Genomic DNA, 17396 nt, shown 5'->3' on the forward strand with positions numbered 1-17396 from the left:
TCGTCCTGCTCTTGGTTCGTGCTCACGTCAGTCCGGCGGCCAGCAGTTCGACGAAGCTCACGTCCTCGCGAGCCACACCGAAGACCTCCGCACGCAGCATGGTGCGCTCGGCCCACGCGCGGTGCGGCTTCACCTCGTTCATCTTGTTGGTGTACGCGGAACGCATCACTCCGCCACCGTCCCGCTCCGGCCTGAGGATGTCCACCGCGTCCGTGAACTCCTCGTGGCTGACCACCGACAGCACATGCACGGGCGTGACGTGCGAGGGGTGGATGCAGGTCTTGCCCTGCAGTCCGTTGGCCCGGTCGAGCTCGACCTCGCGCAGCAGCCCGTCCATGTCGTGCTCGATGAGCGCGGTGCGCAGTTCCTCGGCGCGGCCGGTGAAGGGGCTGCGCCGCAACTGGGGCTTGAACATCCGCTCCTGGACGCGGAAGTACTCCCACACCGGGCCGGTCACGGTGAAGCCGGTGCCGTCGGCGCGCCCCAGGGTGTTGACGACATCGGCGATGACGGAGGCGACGATACGGACGTCGTACGCGGTCATGTCCGGGGCGCGGCGGAGCCCGTACGCCGAGCAGAAGTCGGTGACGCCGAGCCGGAGCGCGAGGACGCGGTCGCGGTACTTGTCGACGGTCCGCCGGATGCCGCCGAGCGTCTCGACGCGGCTCTCCAGGTGCAGCAGCTCGGGCGATTCGAGGACGGGCATCGCGTAGAGACGGTGCCCGCAGGCGGATTCGGCAGCGGCCAGTGCTTCGAGGAAGGGCACGCCGCGCTCCTCGGTGAACTTCGGGAGCACGAATCCGGACAGGTGCCGGACGGCGGGGCCGAGGCGGGCCGCGAGGTCGGAGATCTGCTCCGGCTCACGGACCCGTATGAACAGCAGGGGCAGATCCCGGCCATGAGCGTCGAGGTCGACGAACTGACGGACGAGGTTCTCCTCTGCCTCCGTCACCTCGGTGTCGTCGATGGAGTCCTCCAAGCACAGCACCATCGACACCACACCGCGGGACGCCTGCTTGAGCACGTCGTCGCAGAGCCGGGGCCGTGTGGCGGGGCTGTAGAGCGTCGCACCGAGGGCGACGGCGAGGGTGCGGGAAGGCGAGTCCGCGGTGAATTCCACCGGTTGCCGATGGAACAGGCCCTCGCGGACCTCGGGCGGAACGTGCCCGAAATGACGCATACATCTCCCCGTACAGCAGACCGACCATGACGTGATCCGGCCGGTTATCGTACGTGCAGCGAGGGGTCAAAAGTTCCCCAAGCTCGTGAAAAACACGTTACCCGCATGCATCGCGGGAGTTGCCCTGCCCAAGGGGCACCCTGTGTGCGCCTTGAGTCCGCCCCGTCATCCCACCGCTCCACCGCACACCTCCCGGAGCCGTCACCCCACGTTGTCGTGACCACCACCGGGAGGGCAGGATTGCGGCCATGACGCACGCGATGCTGAAGGGGTCCAACATCCCGCTCGAGGCGACGGCCGTACGAGCCGTGCTGCGCTGGACACCGGGCCGGGACGTGCCCGATGTGGACGCCTCCGCCCTGCTGCTGGGATCCCACGGCCGTGTGCGCTCCGACGCGGACTTCGTCTTCTACAACCAGCCGCAGCACCCCTCGGGCCTCGTCCGGCACCTCGCCAAGAAGCAGCTGGCGGAGGGTCTGACGGACACCGTCGAGGCCGATCTCTCCCGGCTGGAGCCCTCGGTGCACCGCGTGGTACTCGCCGCCTCGGCGGACGGCGGCCCCTTCGGACGGGTGCGGGACCTGCGGGTGCTGCTGTACGACGCGGCGGCCGCAGCCGGCACGGAACCGATCGCGACGTTCGACGTACGGCCGGAGACGGGCGATGAGTCGGCGCTGATCTGCGGTGAGTTGTACCGGCGCGGGGACGCCTGGAAGTTCCGCGCACTGGGGCAGGGCTACGAGACGGGACTCGTCGGCCTCGCCACGGAGTTCGGCATCTCCGTGGACGAGAACGACCCTGCCTCGGCCTCCGCGGACCATGAACAGCCGCCCCAGGCGCAACCGCAGTCGCACGACGCACCCCAGGCACAGCCGCAACCCCAGCCGCAGGGAGAGCCGGAACCGGCGCCCGTCACGGAACCCGTTCAGCCCGGCTACGGATACCCGCTGCCGCCACCGGCCCCGCGGCAGCCGCAGCCCGCCTACGGCTATCCGCAGCAGCCCGCGTACGGATACCCGCAGCATCCGGCGCCGGCCTTCACACTGCCGCCTCAGGGGCCGCAGTTCCAGCAGTACCGCTGAGGCCCCCGGCCCTCGACGCGGGCGGCGGCTCCGGCTCCGGGCAGCTCGGGGCGGGGCGGAGCGGGGCTGCGGCTCGGGCTCAGCAACCGGTTCGGGCTCCGCAACCGGTTCGGGCTCCCCCGGCCGGCTCAGACCTTGCTCTTGTAGCCGCGGCCCCACTGGAGCCCCCAGCCGTAGAGCCGGTCCAGCTCGGCCTGGAAGCCGTAGACGTACTTCACCTCGCGCCGCACGGTCAGTTCGCCCTTGTTGTTCTCGATCAGCACGACGGCGCAGGAGCGAGCCTGCGGCGCGCGCTCGTCGAGCCCGATCTCGATCCGCGGGCCGTTGCTGGGGTAGAGCGTGACGACGGCGTGCGTGCGGTCGAAGGCGGGCGTGCCGTCGTAGATGTACACGAAGACCAGCAGACGCTTGATGTCGTCCCTGTGGTCCATGTTGATGTAGATCGTCTCGCCGGACCCCGACCCGAACCGGTCGTCGCCGCTGAGCTTCACATACGGCGGTGAATTGATGTCGCCGAAGAAGCTGCCGAGCGGCTGGACGACGCCCTTCGTGCCGTCCTTGAGCTCGTAGAGGCAGGCGAGGTCCAGGTCGATCTGCACCACGGCGGGCCCCTGTGCCTGCACGATCTCGGGCTTGAAGAGCTTGAGCGGATGGCGCAGCAGACTGCCGCCCCGCCTCGATCCGCCGATGTCCGATGTCCGCATCCGCCACGACAGATTGACCCGCAGATTGCCGGTGGCCGCGCCCTGCTTGGTCAGCGAGACGACCTGTCGTCGCTTCGTCAGCTCGATCGCGTACGAGGACGCGCTGCCGCTGTCGAAGCCGTTCCCGCCGCCGAACCGCCAGTTGCTCCAGAACGACACTTCCTACCCCCACTCATCGACGATCCCGGACGGCACGCGCCCGTCCGTCCGCCCCCTCGACCGGCCCGCCCGGGCGACGTCGTGCCGGGCCGGCCTCCCAACCGATCGGGGCGGCCACCAGGCCCAGTGCCTCGTAGCCGCCCCGCATCAGAGAGCGTTCCTCATTCCCGCCGCGGTCACACTCCCGCTGCGGTCAGACTCCCGAGGAGACCTCGGACTTCTCCTCGGACGGGCCGCCCTCGTCCGCGAGGGCGCGGTTGCGGCGCACCGAGTCCCAGAAGGACCAGGCGATCAGTGCCACACCGATGAGACCGGTGACGATCTCGTTGACCTGGAACTTGATCGTGACGAGGAGGAGGACGGCGAGCGCGCCGATGGCGTAGTGAGCGCCGTGCTCCAGGTAGACGTAGTCGTCGAGGGTGCCCTGCCGGACCAGGTAGACCGTGAGCGACCGGACGTACATGGCGCCGATGCCGAGGCCAAGCGCCATCCAGAAGATGTGGTTGGTGATCGCGAAGGCGCCGATGACGCCGTCGAAGGAGAACGACGCGTCCAGCACCTCGAGGTAGAGGAACATGAAGAACGCTGCCCGGCCCGCGAGGCCGACCAGGGTGGGCTCCTTGCCCGTCTTCTTGGCTTCCTCCTCGGCCGCTTCCTCGGCCTCCTCCTGTTCCTCGAGCCGGTTCTCGAAGTGGCCGGAGAGTCCGCCCACGAGGAGGTAGGTGATCAGACCCGCGACGCCGGAGAGCAGGACCGTGGCCGCCTTGTCGGCGTGGCCGGTGCTCACGTGGGCCTCGGGGGCGAAGTACATCGCCGAGAGCAGCAGCGCGATCAGGGCGATGCAGACCGACAGCATGGGGACCTGGCCGAGCCGCGCGAGCGGCTTCTCGATCCAGGTCAGCCACTTGATGTCCCGGTCCTCGAAGATGAAGTCGAGGAAGATCATCAGCAGGAACATGCCGCCGAAGGCGGCAATGGCCGGGTGAGCGTCGGTGACCAGCGCCTCGTAGGTTTCCGGCTTGTCGATCGCCAGATTGACGGCTTCGATGGGGCCGACCTTGGCACTGATCGCGACGATCACGATCGGGAAGACCAGGCGCATACCGAAGACGGCGATGAGGATGCCGATGGTGAGGAAGATCCTCTGCCAGAAGGCGTTCAGCTTCTTCAGCACGCCGGCGTTGACGACCGCGTTGTCGAAGGACAGCGAGATCTCGAGGATGGAGAGGATCAGGACGATCCCGAACGCCTCCCACCCCCAGCCCCACGCGGCCGCGGCAAGACCGATCGCCGTGATGGCGAACGACCAGCCAAAGGTTTTCAGAAGCACTGGCTACCCAATCGTGTTAGCGGGGTCCCCCGCGCGCAGTGCGCGGACTTTACGAAACGTTGACCCCGAAGTCTAGAGCGATGCCGCGCAGCCCTGACGCGTACCCCTGGCCCACCGCCCGGAACTTCCATTCGCCGCTGTACCGGTACACCTCGCCGAAGATCATCGCCGTCTCGCCGGACGCGTCCTCACTGAGGTCGTAGCGCGCCAGCTCCTCGCCGTCGGCCTGGTTCACCACGCGAATGAAGGCGTTGCTGACCTGGCCGAAGGTCTGTCCGCGGGCATCCGCGTCGTGGATCGACACCGGAAAGACGATCTTGTCGACCTGGGCGGGCACCTTGGAGAGGTCGAGCAGAATCGACTCGTCGTCGCCCTCGCCCTCACCGGTGAGATTGTCGCCGGTGTGCTCGACCGAGCCGTCCGGGCTCTTGAGGTTGTTGTAGAAGACGAAGTACTCGTCACCGAGCACATGCCCCGACTGGCACAGCAGTGCGCTGGCGTCGAGGTCGAACGGTGCGCCCGTGGTCGAGCGTGCATCCCAGCCGAGGCCGACCATCACCTGCGTGAGGTTCGGCGCCGCCTTGGACAGGGAGACATTGCCCCCCTTGGCGAGCGTGACGCCCATGATTCCGCATCCTCCCCTGAGTGCTCTGATGCCCGGCCGCCGCACCCTCGCGCCTGCGGGGGTACGGCGGCCGGGCCTGTGCCCTGCTGCAGATCAGACGTTGACGCCGAAGTCCTGCGCGATGCCGCGCAGGCCCGAGGCATAGCCCTGGCCGATCGCGCGGAACTTCCACTCCGCGCCGTGCCGGTACAGCTCACCGAAGACCATGGCGGTCTCGGTCGAGGCGTCCTCGCTCAGGTCGTAGCGGGCCAGCTCCTTGCTGTCGGCCTGGTTCACCACGCGGATGAACGCGTTGCGGACCTGGCCGAAGCTCTGCTGTCGGGTCTCGGCGTCGTAGATCGACACCGGGAACACGATCTTCTCGATGTCCGCCGGGACGGCGGACAGATTCACCTTGATCTGCTCGTCATCGCCCTCGCCCTCACCGGTGATGTTGTCGCCGGTGTGCTCGACGGAGCCGTCGGGGCTCTTGAGGTTGTTGAAGAAGATGAAGTTCTGGTCGTTCCCGACCTTGCCCTCGGCGTTCGCCAGCAGGGCGCTGGCGTCGAGGTCGAAATCGGTGCCGGTGGTGGTACGGGCATCCCAGCCCAGACCGACGATCACCGCGGTCAGGTTGGGGGCTTCCTTGGTCAGCGAGACGTTGCCGCCCTTGCTGAGGCTGACTCCCACGAGTCCTCCCATTGAGATCGAGGAGCACTGCGTGCCCCCGTCGTGCGTTGGCATCGGATCAACGAACTGATCCTAGTGAGCGGTTCCCCTGACCACAGCCTTTCGACCGGCTTGAGGTGGTTCTGCGGGTCGCGGCCGCGGGGCGGGGCAGCTCTTCCTTCCCTGGTTACAGGTTGTCCAGGGCCTTGATGTACTCGTTCAGGTCGCGGGCGTCGGGCAGACCGTTCACGATCGTCCAGCGCACGACACCCTCCTTGTCGATGATGAAGGTGCCGCGCACGGCGCAGCCCTTCTCCTCGTCGAACACGCCGTACGCCCGCGAGGCGTCGCCGTGCGGCCAGAAGTCCGACAGCAGGGGGTAGTCCAGGCCCTCCTTCTCGGCGAAGACCCGGAGCGTGAACGGAGAGTCGTTGGACACGGCGAGAAGCTGCACGTCGTCGTTGACGAACTTCGGCAGCTCGTCACGCAGGGCGCACAGTTCGCCGGTGCAGACGCCGGTGAAGGCAAACGGGTAGAAGAGCAGCACGACGCTCTTCTCACCCCGGAAGTCCGAGAGACGAACCGTCTCGCCGTGCTGGTTCTTGAGCTCGATGTCCGGTGCCTTCGCGCCGACCTCGATCGCCATGAGTCCTGGGTCCCTCTCTACGAAAGAAGCCGGGTAGGGCACGCGCCCTACCCGGCACCTGCGGTTTCGCAGCCCAGTCTGTCACCGGGTCCGTCACCGGGGGCGTCCGCCCTGGCACTGCGCCCCGGCGGCGGGAGCCACCGGGGCGTGTGCATCGGGCGAACCGGAGCAGCCGTAACCGCGCCCTGGCCTGGGCCGACGTGGCCGCGGTCGGGACGGTCCGCAGTCCGGAGGGGTTATCGCTTGCCGGAACGGGCTGCCTTGGGAGTGACCAGGCGGCTGCCGGTCCAGTCCTTGCCCGCGTTGACACTGCTGGTCTGCGCCAGGCCGGCGGTCTGCGCGGCCTCGCCGATGTCGCTCGGCTCGACGTATCCGTCGCGCCCGGTCTTCGGCGTCATCAGCCAGACCGGGGCGCCGGAATCGATCATCGTGGTCGCGTCCACCAGCGCGTCCGTCAGGTCACCGTCGTCCTCGCGGAACCACAGAACAACGGCGTCGGCAACGTCGTCGTACTCCTCGTCGGCGAGCTCCTGGCCGGTGACGGCCTCGATACCCTCGCGGAGCTCCTGCTCGACGTCGTCGTCGTAGCCGATCTCCTGGACCACCTGCCCGGGCTGGAAACCCAGCCTTGCGGCAGGGTTGGTCCGCTCCTCCGCGTGGTCCGCGGTCGCGCTCACGGATTGCCTCCTGTCATGTCCTGAGAAATGTCTGTCGTCTCGCGCGTGCGCGAGCCATTGGGCGTAGTCCACACGGGCCGGGCTGTTCGCGCAAGTACCCAGCCATCGATCCCGCCCAAACGTTGACGTGTCGCCGTAACTCCCATCATGAAGGAACGGCCGCGGTGATTCACACCACACGATTCTGCCCGGTTTATGGAGCCGTGCTCCCTCGCGGCACCACCCGTACGTCGTCAAGGACGAGCTTCGGGCGGCGAACAGCAGTACGCAGGGTTGCGGCGACGTGGGCGTATGGTTGCGATTTGGCCGTCTCCGGGTCAGCGACGCCGAGCAACGTCCCGTCTCGCACGGTGGCGGTTACCCCTCGGTAGAGATGACGTTTCCGCCTTCGGAGGTACACGATGGAGGCGGCGCGACCCAGCAGAGAACTACCGAACAGCGAAGGAACAGCGTGGCTTCCGGATCCGATCGCAACCCGATCATCATTGGCGGCCTTCCCAGCCAGGTCCCGGACTTTGATCCCGAAGAGACCCGGGAATGGCTCGACTCGCTCGACGCAGCGGTCGACGAGCGGGGCCGTGAGCGTGCCCGCTACCTGATGCTCCGCCTGATCGAGCGAGCCCGCGAGAAGCGCGTGGCCGTGCCCGAGATGCGCAGCACGGACTACGTCAACACCATTGCGACGAAGAGCGAGCCGTTCTTCCCCGGTAACGAGGAGATCGAGCGCAGGATCCTCAACGCGACCCGGTGGAACGCCGCGGTGATGGTCTCCCGCGCGCAGCGTCCGGGCATCGGTGTCGGCGGCCACATCGCCACCTTCGCTTCCTCGGCATCGCTCTACGACGTGGGCTTCAACCACTTCTTCCGCGGCAAGGACCAGGGTGACGGCGGCGACCAGATCTTCTTCCAGGGGCACGCCTCCCCCGGCATCTACGCACGCGCGTATCTGCTGGACCGGCTGAACGAGCAGCAGCTCGACGGCTTCCGGCAGGAGAAGTCGAAGGCGCCCTACGGCCTGTCCAGCTACCCGCACCCGCGGTCGATGCCGGACTTCTGGGAGTTCCCGACCGTCTCCATGGGCCTCGGCCCGCTCGGCGCGATCTTCCAGGCCCGGATGAACCGCTACATGGAGGCGCGGGGCATCGCGGACACCTCCAAGTCGAACGTATGGGCCTTCCTCGGCGACGGTGAGATGGACGAGCCCGAGTCGCTGGGTCAGCTCACGCTGGCGGCACGCGAGGGCCTGGACAACCTGACCTTCGTCGTCAACTGCAACCTGCAGCGTCTCGACGGTCCGGTGCGCGGCAACGGCAAGATCATCCAGGAGCTGGAGTCGGTCTTCCGCGGCGCCGGGTGGAACGTGATCAAACTGGTGTGGGACCGGAGCTGGGACCCGCTGCTCGCCCAGGACCGCGACGGCGTGCTGGTCAACAAGCTCAACACCACCCCCGACGGTCAGTTCCAGACCTACGCCACCGAGACCGGTGCGTACATCCGCGACCACTTCTTCGGCGACGACCACCGCCTGCGCCAGATGGTGGACGGCATGACCGACGACCAGATCCTGCATCTGGGACGCGGCGGCCACGACCACCGGAAGATCTACGCGGCGTACGCGGCGGCCCAGGCGCACAAGGGCCAGCCGACCGTGATCCTCGCGCAGACCGTCAAGGGCTGGACGCTCGGCCCCAACTTCGAGGGCCGCAACGCGACCCACCAGATGAAGAAGCTGACGGTCGACGACCTCAAGGGCTTCCGTGACCGGCTGCACCTGCCGATCCCGGACAAGGAGCTGGAGTCCGGCGTCCCGCCGTACTACCACCCCGGTCCCGACTCGGACGAGCTTCAGTACATGCACGACCGGCGCAAGGGCCTTGGGGGCTACGTACCGACCCGTGTGGTCCGGTCGAAGCCGCTCAATCTGCCGGACGACAAGGCCTACGCCTCGGTCAGGAAGGGCTCCGGCAGCCAGAAGATCGCCACGACGATGGCGTTCGTCCGGCTGCTGAAGGACCTCATGCGGGACAAGGAGATCGGCAAGCGGTTCGTGCCGATCGCCCCGGACGAATACCGCACCTTCGGCATGGACTCGCTGTTCCCGACAGCGAAGATCTACAACCCGCTGGGCCAGACCTACGAGTCCGTGGACCGTGACCTGCTCCTCGCCTACAAGGAGTCGCCGACGGGACAGATGCTGCACGACGGCATCTCCGAGGCGGGCTGCACCGCCTCGCTCATCGCGGCCGGCTCCTCCTATGCGACGCACGGCGAACCGCTGATCCCCGTCTACGTCTTCTACTCGATGTTCGGCTTCCAGCGCACGGGCGACCAGTTCTGGCAGATGTCCGACCAGCTCGCGCGAGGCTTCGTCCTGGGTGCGACCGCCGGCCGCACCACGCTGACCGGTGAGGGCCTCCAGCACGCCGACGGGCACTCGCAGCTTCTTGCGTCGACCAACCCGGCCGCGGTCTGCTACGACCCGGCGTTCGGCTACGAGATCGCCCACATCGTCAAGGAGGGTCTGCGCCGGATGTACGGCTCGTCCGACGAGCACCCCCACGGCGAAGACATCTTCTACTACCTCACCGTCTACAACGAGCCGATCCAGCACCCGGCCGAGCCCGGTGACGTCGACGTCGACGGCATCCTCAAGGGCCTCCACCGCTTCCGGGCGGGCGAGAAGGGCACCATCCCGGCTCAGATCCTCGCCTCCGGTGTCGCGGTGCCGTGGGCGGTCGAGGCGCAGCAGATGCTTGCCGACGACTGGAACGTCAAGGCGGACGTCTGGTCGGCGACCTCCTGGAACGAACTGCGGCGCGACGCGGTGGCGACCGAGGAGCACAACCTGCTCCACCCGGAGGAGGAGCAGCGCGTCCCGTACGTGACGCGGAAGCTCCAGGACACCGAGGGCCCGAAGGTGGCCGTGTCCGACTGGATGCGGGCCGTCCCGGACCAGATCGCGCGCTGGGTGCCGGGCACCTACCAGTCCCTGGGTGCCGACGGGTTCGGCTTCGCCGACACCCGCGGTGCGGCCCGCCGCTTCTTCCACATCGACGCCCAGTCGATCGTCCTCGGCGTGCTCACCGAGCTCGCCAAGGAGGGCAAGATCGACCGCTCGGTGCTGAAGCAGGCGATCGACCGCTACCAGCTCCTCGACGTCGCGGCCGCCGACCCGGGCCCCGCAGGCGGGGACGCCTGACCCCCCGCTTCTCGCGCTGACTCCTCGGCCCCGACCGGCTCGACCGGTCGGGGCCGAGCGGTTGTGCAGGGTGAGCGGGGACTCCGGTGCGGGCGCACGCGCGGCTGCCACCGGCTCGCAGCCGGGTGCGCGTTCCCTCACCCCTGTGACTGCCGGGACTGCCAGAACACACATGGGTGAGCTGACAGTGTCGTACGTCCTCATCACGGCTTCCTCCCCCGGTACTTCGGCTGCCCCGAACGTTCAGCTCTCCGGGCCCTGCAACTCTCCCCGAGCGGTTCAGCTCTCCCGGCCCTTCAGCTCTCCCTGGCCCCCGCCTTGCGCCCTTCAGCTCTCCCAGACCTTGAAAGCCCGTACCTGGTAAGGGGATCGGGGCACCCATGTGCCTCCACCCGGATAGGTATCGAATTCACCCGTCTCGGCGCACTCCGCGCTCTGGTACGTGGTGACGGGCCTGCCGGTGCGGTTCGCCAGCGATTCCGCCGTGACACCGCGCGGGAGCGGCACACAACTCTCGATGTCGATCTCCGACAGCTCGTACGTCAGAGGACTTGAGCCGAACTCGCCCTGCTTCCAGAGGCACAGCTGCCCTGCCGCACAACCACCGAGCTTCGGAGCAGCCGCGGCCGGTGACGCCGCGGAAGCCGTCGCAGCGAAGGCACCCGGAAGCAGAGCGGCAGCGACAACAGCGATCAGGGCGGCAACCCGGGCACGTGCGACAGCTCGTGCGACCCGTGGGGCCGCAACCGCCCGTGCGGCCCTCGCGGCCGTACGGACAGGACGGCCCTCAGCACAGTCACCCGTCTCGACGGGACCTCGCACCTTGGCGGTGTCGGGCGTCCTCGTCGTGGCCGCGTCGGTCTTGCACATGTCCATCACTCCCTGTGTTCTGCGCTTCTGCATCTCTTACACCGCAGCCCCGCTCCGGGTTCCGGGTCCCGCCACGGGAGTTGACGGCCATCACGGAAGTTCACGGTCCACCACGGAAGTTGACGGCCCACCACGACGGTCGGCAGCGCGCGCCACACGTCGTATCCGCGCACCTTCAACGCCCCGACACCGCACCCCCGGAAGCAAACGCCCCGTACACATCCCGCCCCGTACACACCCCGCCCGAACGCGAGGAAGGGACCGAGCATCACGCTCGGTCCCTTCCGTCCCCGCATCCGCGGGTGCGCCTCGCGGCAGGCTAGATGTGCCCGCCTCCGGCACCGGGCTGCACGTTGTCGCCCCGCTTCGTGAGCGTCGCGATCAGAGCGGCGAGCACCGCGACCACGCCGGCCACCGTGAACGACAGCCCCATGCCCGACACGAAGGTGTCATGAGCCACGTCCGTGATCTTGGCGACAACGGCCGGCGGCGTCTGCTCGGTGACCGGCGCGATGCCGACCGAGACCGCCTCGGAGGCCTGCGCCGACTGCCCCGGAGGCAGAGGCGGCAGGCCGGCCTCCTTCCAGTTCCCGGGCAGGTCGTTCTCCACCCGGGCGGCCATCACGGCCCCGAGCACGGCCGTACCCAGGCTGCCGCCGACCTGCATCGCCGCCTGCTGGAGACCGCCCGCGACGCCCGCGTGCTCCAGCGGGGCGTTGCCGACGATGACGTCCGTGGCACCGACCATCACCGGGGCGAGGCCCAGGCCGAGCAGGGAGAACCACACGGACATGACGCCGGTGCCGCTGTTCCCGTCGAGCGTGGACATGCCCAGCATCGCGACCGCGGTGAGGACCATGCCGGTGACGAGGACGATCCGCGGGCCGAACTTGGTGATCAGAGCACCGGTGATCGGCGAGGCGACGATCATCATGCCCGTCAGCGGCAGCAGGTGCAGGCCGCTCTCCACCGGGCTCATCCCGTGCACGTTCTGCAGATAGAAGGTGACGAAGAACAGCCCGCCCAGGAACGCGAAGGCCATGAGGACCATGAGGATGGTTCCCGCGGAGAGCGGTACGGAGCGGAACAGGCCGAGCGGGATCAGCGGTTCCCGAACCCGGGACTCCCAGATCGCGAAGACGATGAAGCCGACGACGGCGGCTGCGAGGAAGATCAGTGTCGTGGGGTCGCCCCAGCCCCACGCCGGGGCCTTGATGAGCGCCCAGATGAGCGAGAACATCGCGCCCGACAGCAGCACGATGCCGGGGATGTCGAAGGACTTGGCGGCGTTCTCCGCCCGGTGGTCCACCAGGATCAGCAGGCCGAGGACGAGCGCCACGAGGCCGACCGGCACGTTGATGAAGAACACCGATTGCCAGTTGACGTGCTCGACGAGCAGGCCGCCGACGATCGGTCCGGCGGCTGTGGAAGCACCGATGACGGCACCCCAGATGCCGATCGCCATGTTGAGCTTCTCCGCGGGGAAGGTGGCCCGCAGCAGGCCGAGCGCGGCAGGCATCAGCAGTGCGCCGAACAAGCCCTGGATCACACGGAAGGTCACGACGGTGGCCACGCTGTCGGAGAGCCCGATGGCCCCCGAGGCGGCGGCGAAGCCCGTGATCCCGATGAGGAAGGTCTGGCGGTGACCGAAGCGGTCACCGAGCTTGCCGGCCGTGATGAGGGCGACGGCGAGCGCGAGCAGATAGCCGTTGGTTATCCACTGGACATCGGCGAGCGACGCGCCGAGGTCCTTCTGGATCGCGGGGTTGGCGATCGCGACGATCGTGCCGTCGAGGGCGACCATCGTGACGCCGAGGGCGACGGCGAAGAGGGTCAGCCAAGGGTGTCCCCGAAGGCCCTTCCGGGACTCCGGTACAGGAAGTTCCGGCGCCGGGTCGGCGACGGTGGTCTGTGGCGTCATAATGGGAGGCTAATGACAGCTACTGACAGTTGACAAACCGATTCACGAGTCGGTAACTGTCATATAGCTCACAGGTATCCTGAACAGGGAAAACGTGGCCCGGAAAGGGCAGGGAGATGACACCTCACCATGGGACGGAGTCCGCTCCGTCACCCACGCCTCCCCCTGCGGAGCCGACCCCGCACACCGGCCTCAGGGAGCTGAAGAAGCAGCGCACGCGCAACGCCCTGGTCCGCTCCGCCCTCGAGCTCTTCACGACGCAGGGCTACGAGCGGACGACAGTCGACGAGATCACCGACGCCGTCGAGGTCTCCCAGCGCACCTTCTTCCGCTACTTCGCCAACAAGGAAGAGGTCGCCTTCGCGGTCCAGGACGTGGTGGAGGAGCTCTTCCACGCCGCCGTGTGCGAACGCCCCGCCGAAGAACCGCCGATGACCGCGTTGCGTCATGCCGTCCTCCACGCCTGGGACGCCATCGGGCAGGCCATCGAGGAGGCCGTGCCGCCCGAACTGCATATGCGCATGTACCAGGTCATCGAGTCGACGCCCGCCCTCCTCGCGGTCCATCTGCGGCGTTCGGCGGAGCAGGAGGAGCGGCTCGCCCAGGAAATCGCCCGGCGTGAGGACCTCGACGTGGACAGCGACCCGCGTCCCCGCGTGCTGGTCGCGGCGTTCGGCGGCGTGATGCGCGTGAGCGGCCGGCTCTGGGGCGCGGGGCACGACTGCAGCTCGGACGCGATCCGGGAGATCACCGAGTCCTACCTGGATCACTTGGGGCCCGCCCTGTCCGAGGATTGGCGAGACACAGATCACATCGGACGGGAACACGCCCCGGACTGACGGGCGCCTCCGGGGCAGGACACAACACACCGCAAAGGCGTGGAAGCTGCCCGACGTGGCAGTCGTCCGATGTGGCGGTAATTGCACCGGCATGAAACGTGAGTTGTGTCACCCCCTCCACGGGCCACCCTGCGCTTCTCTTAGGGTGGTCGGCAGTGTCTTCCTTCTCTGAGCTCGGCTCCACCTCGACTTCCTGGCCCGGCGACTCCCCGGCCTGGCGTGCAATGCTCGCTCTGGCCGTCGTGTTCGTCCTCCTGGCCACCACCGGCTGGACGGCGATCCGGAACCACCATCCGTCGCCCGGACCGCGCGAGGCGGCTGTCGCTGCCTGGAACAAGGCGCGGATAAGCGGTCGCGACCTCCCCGACCCGGATGCCAAGCCCGCCGAGCTCTCCCGGTTCTTCAGCTCGCTCACCACCGCCCAGAACAACCGTCTGGCCGAACGATTCCCGCTGGTCGTGGGCAATCTGGGCGGGGCCCCTGTGGAACTGCGCTACCGCGCGAACCACTTCGCGGTAGACGATGCCCGGCAGGTCGCTGCGAAGCGTATGAAGGACCGCAAACTCAGCGCGGTGGGCCGCCAGGAGGCAGGACGCCTCATGCACCGGTTCGAGTCGATGCTCACCAAGGGCCGGCAGATCCTGGCGTTCGACCCGACGGGACCGGGGCGCGCCGCCGAGGTCTTCGGCGATCTCCCGAACGCCGACGAGGTGTCCGTCGTCGTCCCCGGCGTGGACACCAATCTGGCGAACTTCGAGCGCACCGAACGCCCGAACACCGCCCCCGTCGGCATGGCCCGCTCCTTGTACGAGGCCGAGCGCGCCGAACGCCCCGGCGCCCGTACGGCGGTGGTGGCCTGGGCCGACTACACCTCGCCCGCGGGCCTCGGCGTGGATGCCGCGACCGGACGGCTCGCCGAGAGCGGGGCCGTGCGGCTGGACTCCTTCGTGGACACACTGACGGATGCCTCGCGCGTCTCCCTGTTCTGCCACTCCTACGGCTCCGTGGTCTGCGGCGTCGCGGCCCACTCGCTCTCCTCCAAGGTCACCGACATCGCCGTGGCCGGCAGCCCCGGCATGCGGGCGCAGAGCGCGGTCGGGCTCGGCACGCGCGCCCGCGTGTGGGCCACACGGGACGCGGACGACTGGATCCAGGACGTCCCGTACATGGAGATCGGCGAGCTGGGGCACGGCGCCGACCCGGTGTCCGCGGGCTTCGGTGCGCGGGTGCTCTCCGCGGACGGCGCCGTCGGCCACGCCGGTTACTTCGAACCCGGCACCAAGAGCCTGGAGAATTTCGCCGAGATCGGGGTAGGCGCTCTGGGGTCCGTCGACTGTGCGCCGATGTCGGCGACGGACTGCCGGAACGGAATTCCGGGCTCCGTAGAGGTTTGACGCGCGTAGCGTTCAGAAGGGGGACGGGCGGACTGCCGCCGCATACGATGAGCCGCATGGGTGATGTGCTGGCCGGTTTTCACACCGTCTGGGAGTTCGACACGGACTCCGTGCTCATCCGCTTCGAACGGGGGATTCGCACGCCGAAGCTGTTCCAGGTTCTCGGCGAGCGGCGCATCCCCTACGAAGCGCTGGCCGCGGTCGAACTCACCCCGGGCAAGCGGGGGACGGTCGCGCTGCGCGCCGTGCCCCGGCCCGGCGCCGATCCGCTCATGGACGCCGCGGACGGGCAGCTCAAGGAGGGCTGCGACCCGTACCGGCTGGTGCTGCCCGCCGAGCGCGAGGTGCTCGCCGAGTACTACGCGGACGAGATGCGGGCCGCGTTGGGCGATTCCGCGTCCGTTCCGGCGGACGCGTACCTGGTCAGCGCTCCCCCGCCGCCGCTCAACTTCAAGGCCTATGACGGCAAGGCGACGTTCGACGGGAAGTCGGTCGCCTTCCGCTGGTTCTGGACGGGCGCGTCGTCGGCCAAGTGGAAGGCCGGGGACCAGAACTTCTCGGTGGAGGAGCTGTCCGGCGTCGAGTGGCGCTCGCCGGAGGTCTTCAACGGCCATCTGCGGCTGGTGCGGCGCGAAGAGGCCGATGCCACGGGGTGTCCGTCCCGTACGGAGCGGCCCGGGGAGGCGGACCAGGATCCCGCGGCCGTCGTGTTCGGGCTCGGGTACGGCCTGGTCCACGAGTCGTTGCCGTTCGCGGCCGCGGTGCTGGAAGCCGTACGGGCCGCCGAGCCGGACGAGGACACGATGCCGGCCGTGCCGCGGCGAACCGTCACGACCATGACGGTGACCGCGAAGGGCCGCCCCGACCCGGCCGATATCGCCGACCGCATCCGGCACTTGGGCGCGCTCCACGAGGCGGGGCTGCTGACGGACGACGAGTTCAGCTCGAAAAAGGCCGAGCTGCTCGCGGAGCTGTAGCGCCCGGGCGCCCGGAGGTGCGGCGCCCGCGCTGTCGCCCGCGGCAACCCGGCCTTCCTTAACCTCCCACGTCCTCAGCGGGTTCCCCAGCAGAGCGCCGCTATTCGCGCCCCGCCGACGTGGAGCTCATGTCCGGGTACCGACCGCCCGCGACCTTGCCCGCGACCGGCTCCAGCAGCGCCAGCTCCTGATCGGTGAGCACGAGCCGGGTCGCCGCGGTGTTCTCCTCCACCCGGCTCCGCCTGCGCGTGCCCGGGATCGGTACGACGGTCAGGCCGTGCTGCTCGGCCTGCTGCTGCACCCAGGCCAGGGCGACCTGTCCGGTCGTCGCGCGGCGCGCCTCGGCGATCGAGCGCACCGGCTCCAGCAGATCCGCGTTCGCCGCCGCGTTGTCGCCGTTGAACCGGGGCATCGTCCTGCGGAAGTCGTCCGCCCCCAGCTCGCTGCCGGCATTCACGAACGAGCCGGTGAGGAAGCCGCGGCCGAGGGGCGAATAGGGCACGAACGCCACCCCGAGTTCGGCCGCCGCGGGGACCGCCGTCCGCTCCACGTCACGGCTGAAGATCGACCACTCGGACTGCACGGCCGCGATCGGGTGCACCGCGTGCGCCGCCCGCAGTTCGTCGCCCGTCACCTCGCTCAGGCCCAGGTGCTCGACCTTGCCCTCCCGCACCAGCTCGGCCATCGCGCCGACCGTCTCCTCGATGGGGACGTTCACGTCCCGACGGTGCATGTAGTACAGGTCGATGGTGTCCACGCCGAGCCGCCGCAGGCTGCCCTCGGCGGACCTCCGGATGTACGCGCGGTCGTTCCTGAAGCCCCGGTACGCCGGGTTGTCCGGGTCCAGGACGATGCCGAACTTCGTGGCCAGCACGACCTGTTCGCGGTGGGCCCGTACGAACGGGGCGATGAACTTCTCGTTCTCCCCCAGCCCGTAGATGTCGGCCGTGTCGTAGAGCGTGACGCCCAGCTCCAGCGCCCGCTCCAGGGTCGCTCGCGCCTCCGTCTCGTCCGTCGGGCCGTAGGCGAAGCTCATGCCCATGCAACCGAGGCCCTGCACGCCGACCCTGGGGCCGGAAGCGCCCAGGGTGACTGCGTCGATCGGGTCGTTGCCGGTTGTTCCTGTTGTTCCTGTTGTGCTCATC

15 protein-coding genes are annotated in these 17396 nt (G+C 68.6%); 5 read left to right on the plus strand and 10 right to left on the minus strand.

From position 1 onward, the window contains the following. Positions 1-22: 22 nt before the first annotated feature. The gene (locus ACGFNH_RS02920) at positions 23-1180 is read right to left on the minus strand and encodes an HpcH/HpaI aldolase/citrate lyase family protein (protein ID WP_393651189.1); all 1158 of its coding nucleotides are present in this window, start codon (positions 1178-1180) and stop codon (positions 23-25) included. Between the two features lie 248 nt (positions 1181-1428). Between ACGFNH_RS02920 and ACGFNH_RS02925 the strand changes: the two genes are divergently transcribed. Next, entirely contained in the window at positions 1429-2262 is an 834-nt protein-coding gene (locus ACGFNH_RS02925) for a TerD family protein (RefSeq protein ID WP_393651190.1), read from the plus strand. Between the two features lie 128 nt (positions 2263-2390). On the opposite strand, the gene ACGFNH_RS02930 is transcribed toward ACGFNH_RS02925, so the two are convergent. The 6 genes from ACGFNH_RS02930 to ACGFNH_RS02955 all read right to left on the minus strand — a co-directional run bounded on the left by ACGFNH_RS02930 (position 2391) and on the right by ACGFNH_RS02955 (position 7051). After that, entirely contained in the window at positions 2391-3125 is a 735-nt protein-coding gene (locus tag ACGFNH_RS02930; RefSeq protein ID WP_393651191.1) for a Tellurium resistance, read from the minus strand. A gap of 193 nt (positions 3126-3318) precedes the next feature. Then, a complete protein-coding gene (locus ACGFNH_RS02935) occupies positions 3319-4455 on the minus strand; it encodes a DUF475 domain-containing protein (protein WP_393651192.1) in 1137 nt (378 codons plus the stop codon). A 49-nt stretch (positions 4456-4504) separates the two neighbouring features. Next, the gene (locus ACGFNH_RS02940; protein WP_393651193.1) at positions 4505-5080 is read right to left on the minus strand and encodes a TerD family protein; all 576 of its coding nucleotides are present in this window, start codon (positions 5078-5080) and stop codon (positions 4505-4507) included. Positions 5081-5173: 93 nt separating this feature from the next. Continuing rightward, complete coding sequence (locus tag ACGFNH_RS02945; protein ID WP_393651194.1) at positions 5174-5749, minus strand: TerD family protein; 576 nt, start codon at positions 5747-5749, stop codon at positions 5174-5176. Positions 5750-5915: 166 nt separating this feature from the next. Further along, the gene (locus ACGFNH_RS02950) at positions 5916-6374 is read right to left on the minus strand and encodes a peroxiredoxin (RefSeq protein ID WP_393651195.1); all 459 of its coding nucleotides are present in this window, start codon (positions 6372-6374) and stop codon (positions 5916-5918) included. 236 nt (positions 6375-6610) lie between these two features. Further along, a complete protein-coding gene (locus tag ACGFNH_RS02955) occupies positions 6611-7051 on the minus strand; it encodes a DUF3052 domain-containing protein (RefSeq protein ID WP_393651196.1) in 441 nt (146 codons plus the stop codon). 451 nt (positions 7052-7502) lie between these two features. On the opposite strand from ACGFNH_RS02955, the gene aceE reads away from it, so the two are divergent. Beyond that, a complete protein-coding gene (gene aceE, locus ACGFNH_RS02960; protein ID WP_393651197.1) occupies positions 7503-10250 on the plus strand; it encodes a pyruvate dehydrogenase (acetyl-transferring), homodimeric type in 2748 nt (915 codons plus the stop codon). A 327-nt stretch (positions 10251-10577) separates the two neighbouring features. On the opposite strand, the gene ACGFNH_RS02965 is transcribed toward aceE, so the two are convergent. Continuing rightward, the gene (locus ACGFNH_RS02965) at positions 10578-10946 is read right to left on the minus strand and encodes a peptidase inhibitor family I36 protein (RefSeq protein ID WP_393651486.1); all 369 of its coding nucleotides are present in this window, start codon (positions 10944-10946) and stop codon (positions 10578-10580) included. 493 nt (positions 10947-11439) lie between these two features. After that, positions 11440-12924, minus strand: coding sequence for an MFS transporter (locus ACGFNH_RS02970; protein WP_393651487.1), 1485 nt, complete (start codon positions 12922-12924; stop codon positions 11440-11442). Positions 12925-13157: 233 nt separating this feature from the next. Here ACGFNH_RS02970 and ACGFNH_RS02975 point away from each other — a divergent pair, with 233 nt between their 5' ends. The 3 genes from ACGFNH_RS02975 to ACGFNH_RS02985 all read left to right on the plus strand — a co-directional run bounded on the left by ACGFNH_RS02975 (position 13158) and on the right by ACGFNH_RS02985 (position 16251). Continuing rightward, positions 13158-13880 (plus strand): TetR family transcriptional regulator, encoded by a 723-nt coding sequence (locus ACGFNH_RS02975; protein ID WP_393651198.1) that lies wholly within the window; start codon positions 13158-13160, stop codon positions 13878-13880. Between the two features lie 155 nt (positions 13881-14035). Beyond that, positions 14036-15274 (plus strand): alpha/beta hydrolase, encoded by a 1239-nt coding sequence (locus ACGFNH_RS02980; RefSeq protein WP_393651199.1) that lies wholly within the window; start codon positions 14036-14038, stop codon positions 15272-15274. 56 nt (positions 15275-15330) lie between these two features. After that, positions 15331-16251 (plus strand): DUF4429 domain-containing protein, encoded by a 921-nt coding sequence (locus tag ACGFNH_RS02985; RefSeq protein ID WP_393651200.1) that lies wholly within the window; start codon positions 15331-15333, stop codon positions 16249-16251. A 100-nt stretch (positions 16252-16351) separates the two neighbouring features. Here ACGFNH_RS02985 and ACGFNH_RS02990 read toward each other — a convergent pair whose 3' ends face one another. Then, the gene (locus ACGFNH_RS02990) at positions 16352-17395 is read right to left on the minus strand and encodes an aldo/keto reductase (RefSeq protein WP_393651201.1); all 1044 of its coding nucleotides are present in this window, start codon (positions 17393-17395) and stop codon (positions 16352-16354) included. Between the last annotated feature and the right edge of the window lies 1 nt (position 17396).

Source organism: Streptomyces sp. NPDC048639 (genome assembly GCF_043199075.1).
Taxonomy (GTDB): domain Bacteria; phylum Actinomycetota; class Actinomycetes; order Streptomycetales; family Streptomycetaceae; genus Streptomyces.

Bases quoted from the DNA above. Each gene is read 5' to 3' on its own strand.
- ACGFNH_RS02975 (WP_393651198.1), top strand. From the start codon at position 13,158: ATGACACCTCACCATGGGACGGAGTCCGCTCCGTCACCCACGCCTCCC.
- ACGFNH_RS02985 (WP_393651200.1), top strand. From the start codon at position 15,331: ATGGGTGATGTGCTGGCCGGTTTTCACACCGTCTGGGAGTTCGACACG.
- ACGFNH_RS02950 (WP_393651195.1), bottom strand. From the start codon at position 6,374: ATGGCGATCGAGGTCGGCGCGAAGGCACCGGACATCGAGCTCAAGAAC.
- ACGFNH_RS02970 (WP_393651487.1), bottom strand. From the start codon at position 12,924: ATGGTCGCCCTCGACGGCACGATCGTCGCGATCGCCAACCCCGCGATC.
- ACGFNH_RS02940 (WP_393651193.1), bottom strand. From the start codon at position 5,080: ATGGGCGTCACGCTCGCCAAGGGGGGCAATGTCTCCCTGTCCAAGGCG.
- ACGFNH_RS02990 (WP_393651201.1), bottom strand. From the start codon at position 17,395: ATGAGCACAACAGGAACAACAGGAACAACCGGCAACGACCCGATCGAC.
- ACGFNH_RS02925 (WP_393651190.1), top strand. From the start codon at position 1,429: ATGACGCACGCGATGCTGAAGGGGTCCAACATCCCGCTCGAGGCGACG.
- ACGFNH_RS02920 (WP_393651189.1), bottom strand. From the start codon at position 1,180: ATGCGTCATTTCGGGCACGTTCCGCCCGAGGTCCGCGAGGGCCTGTTC.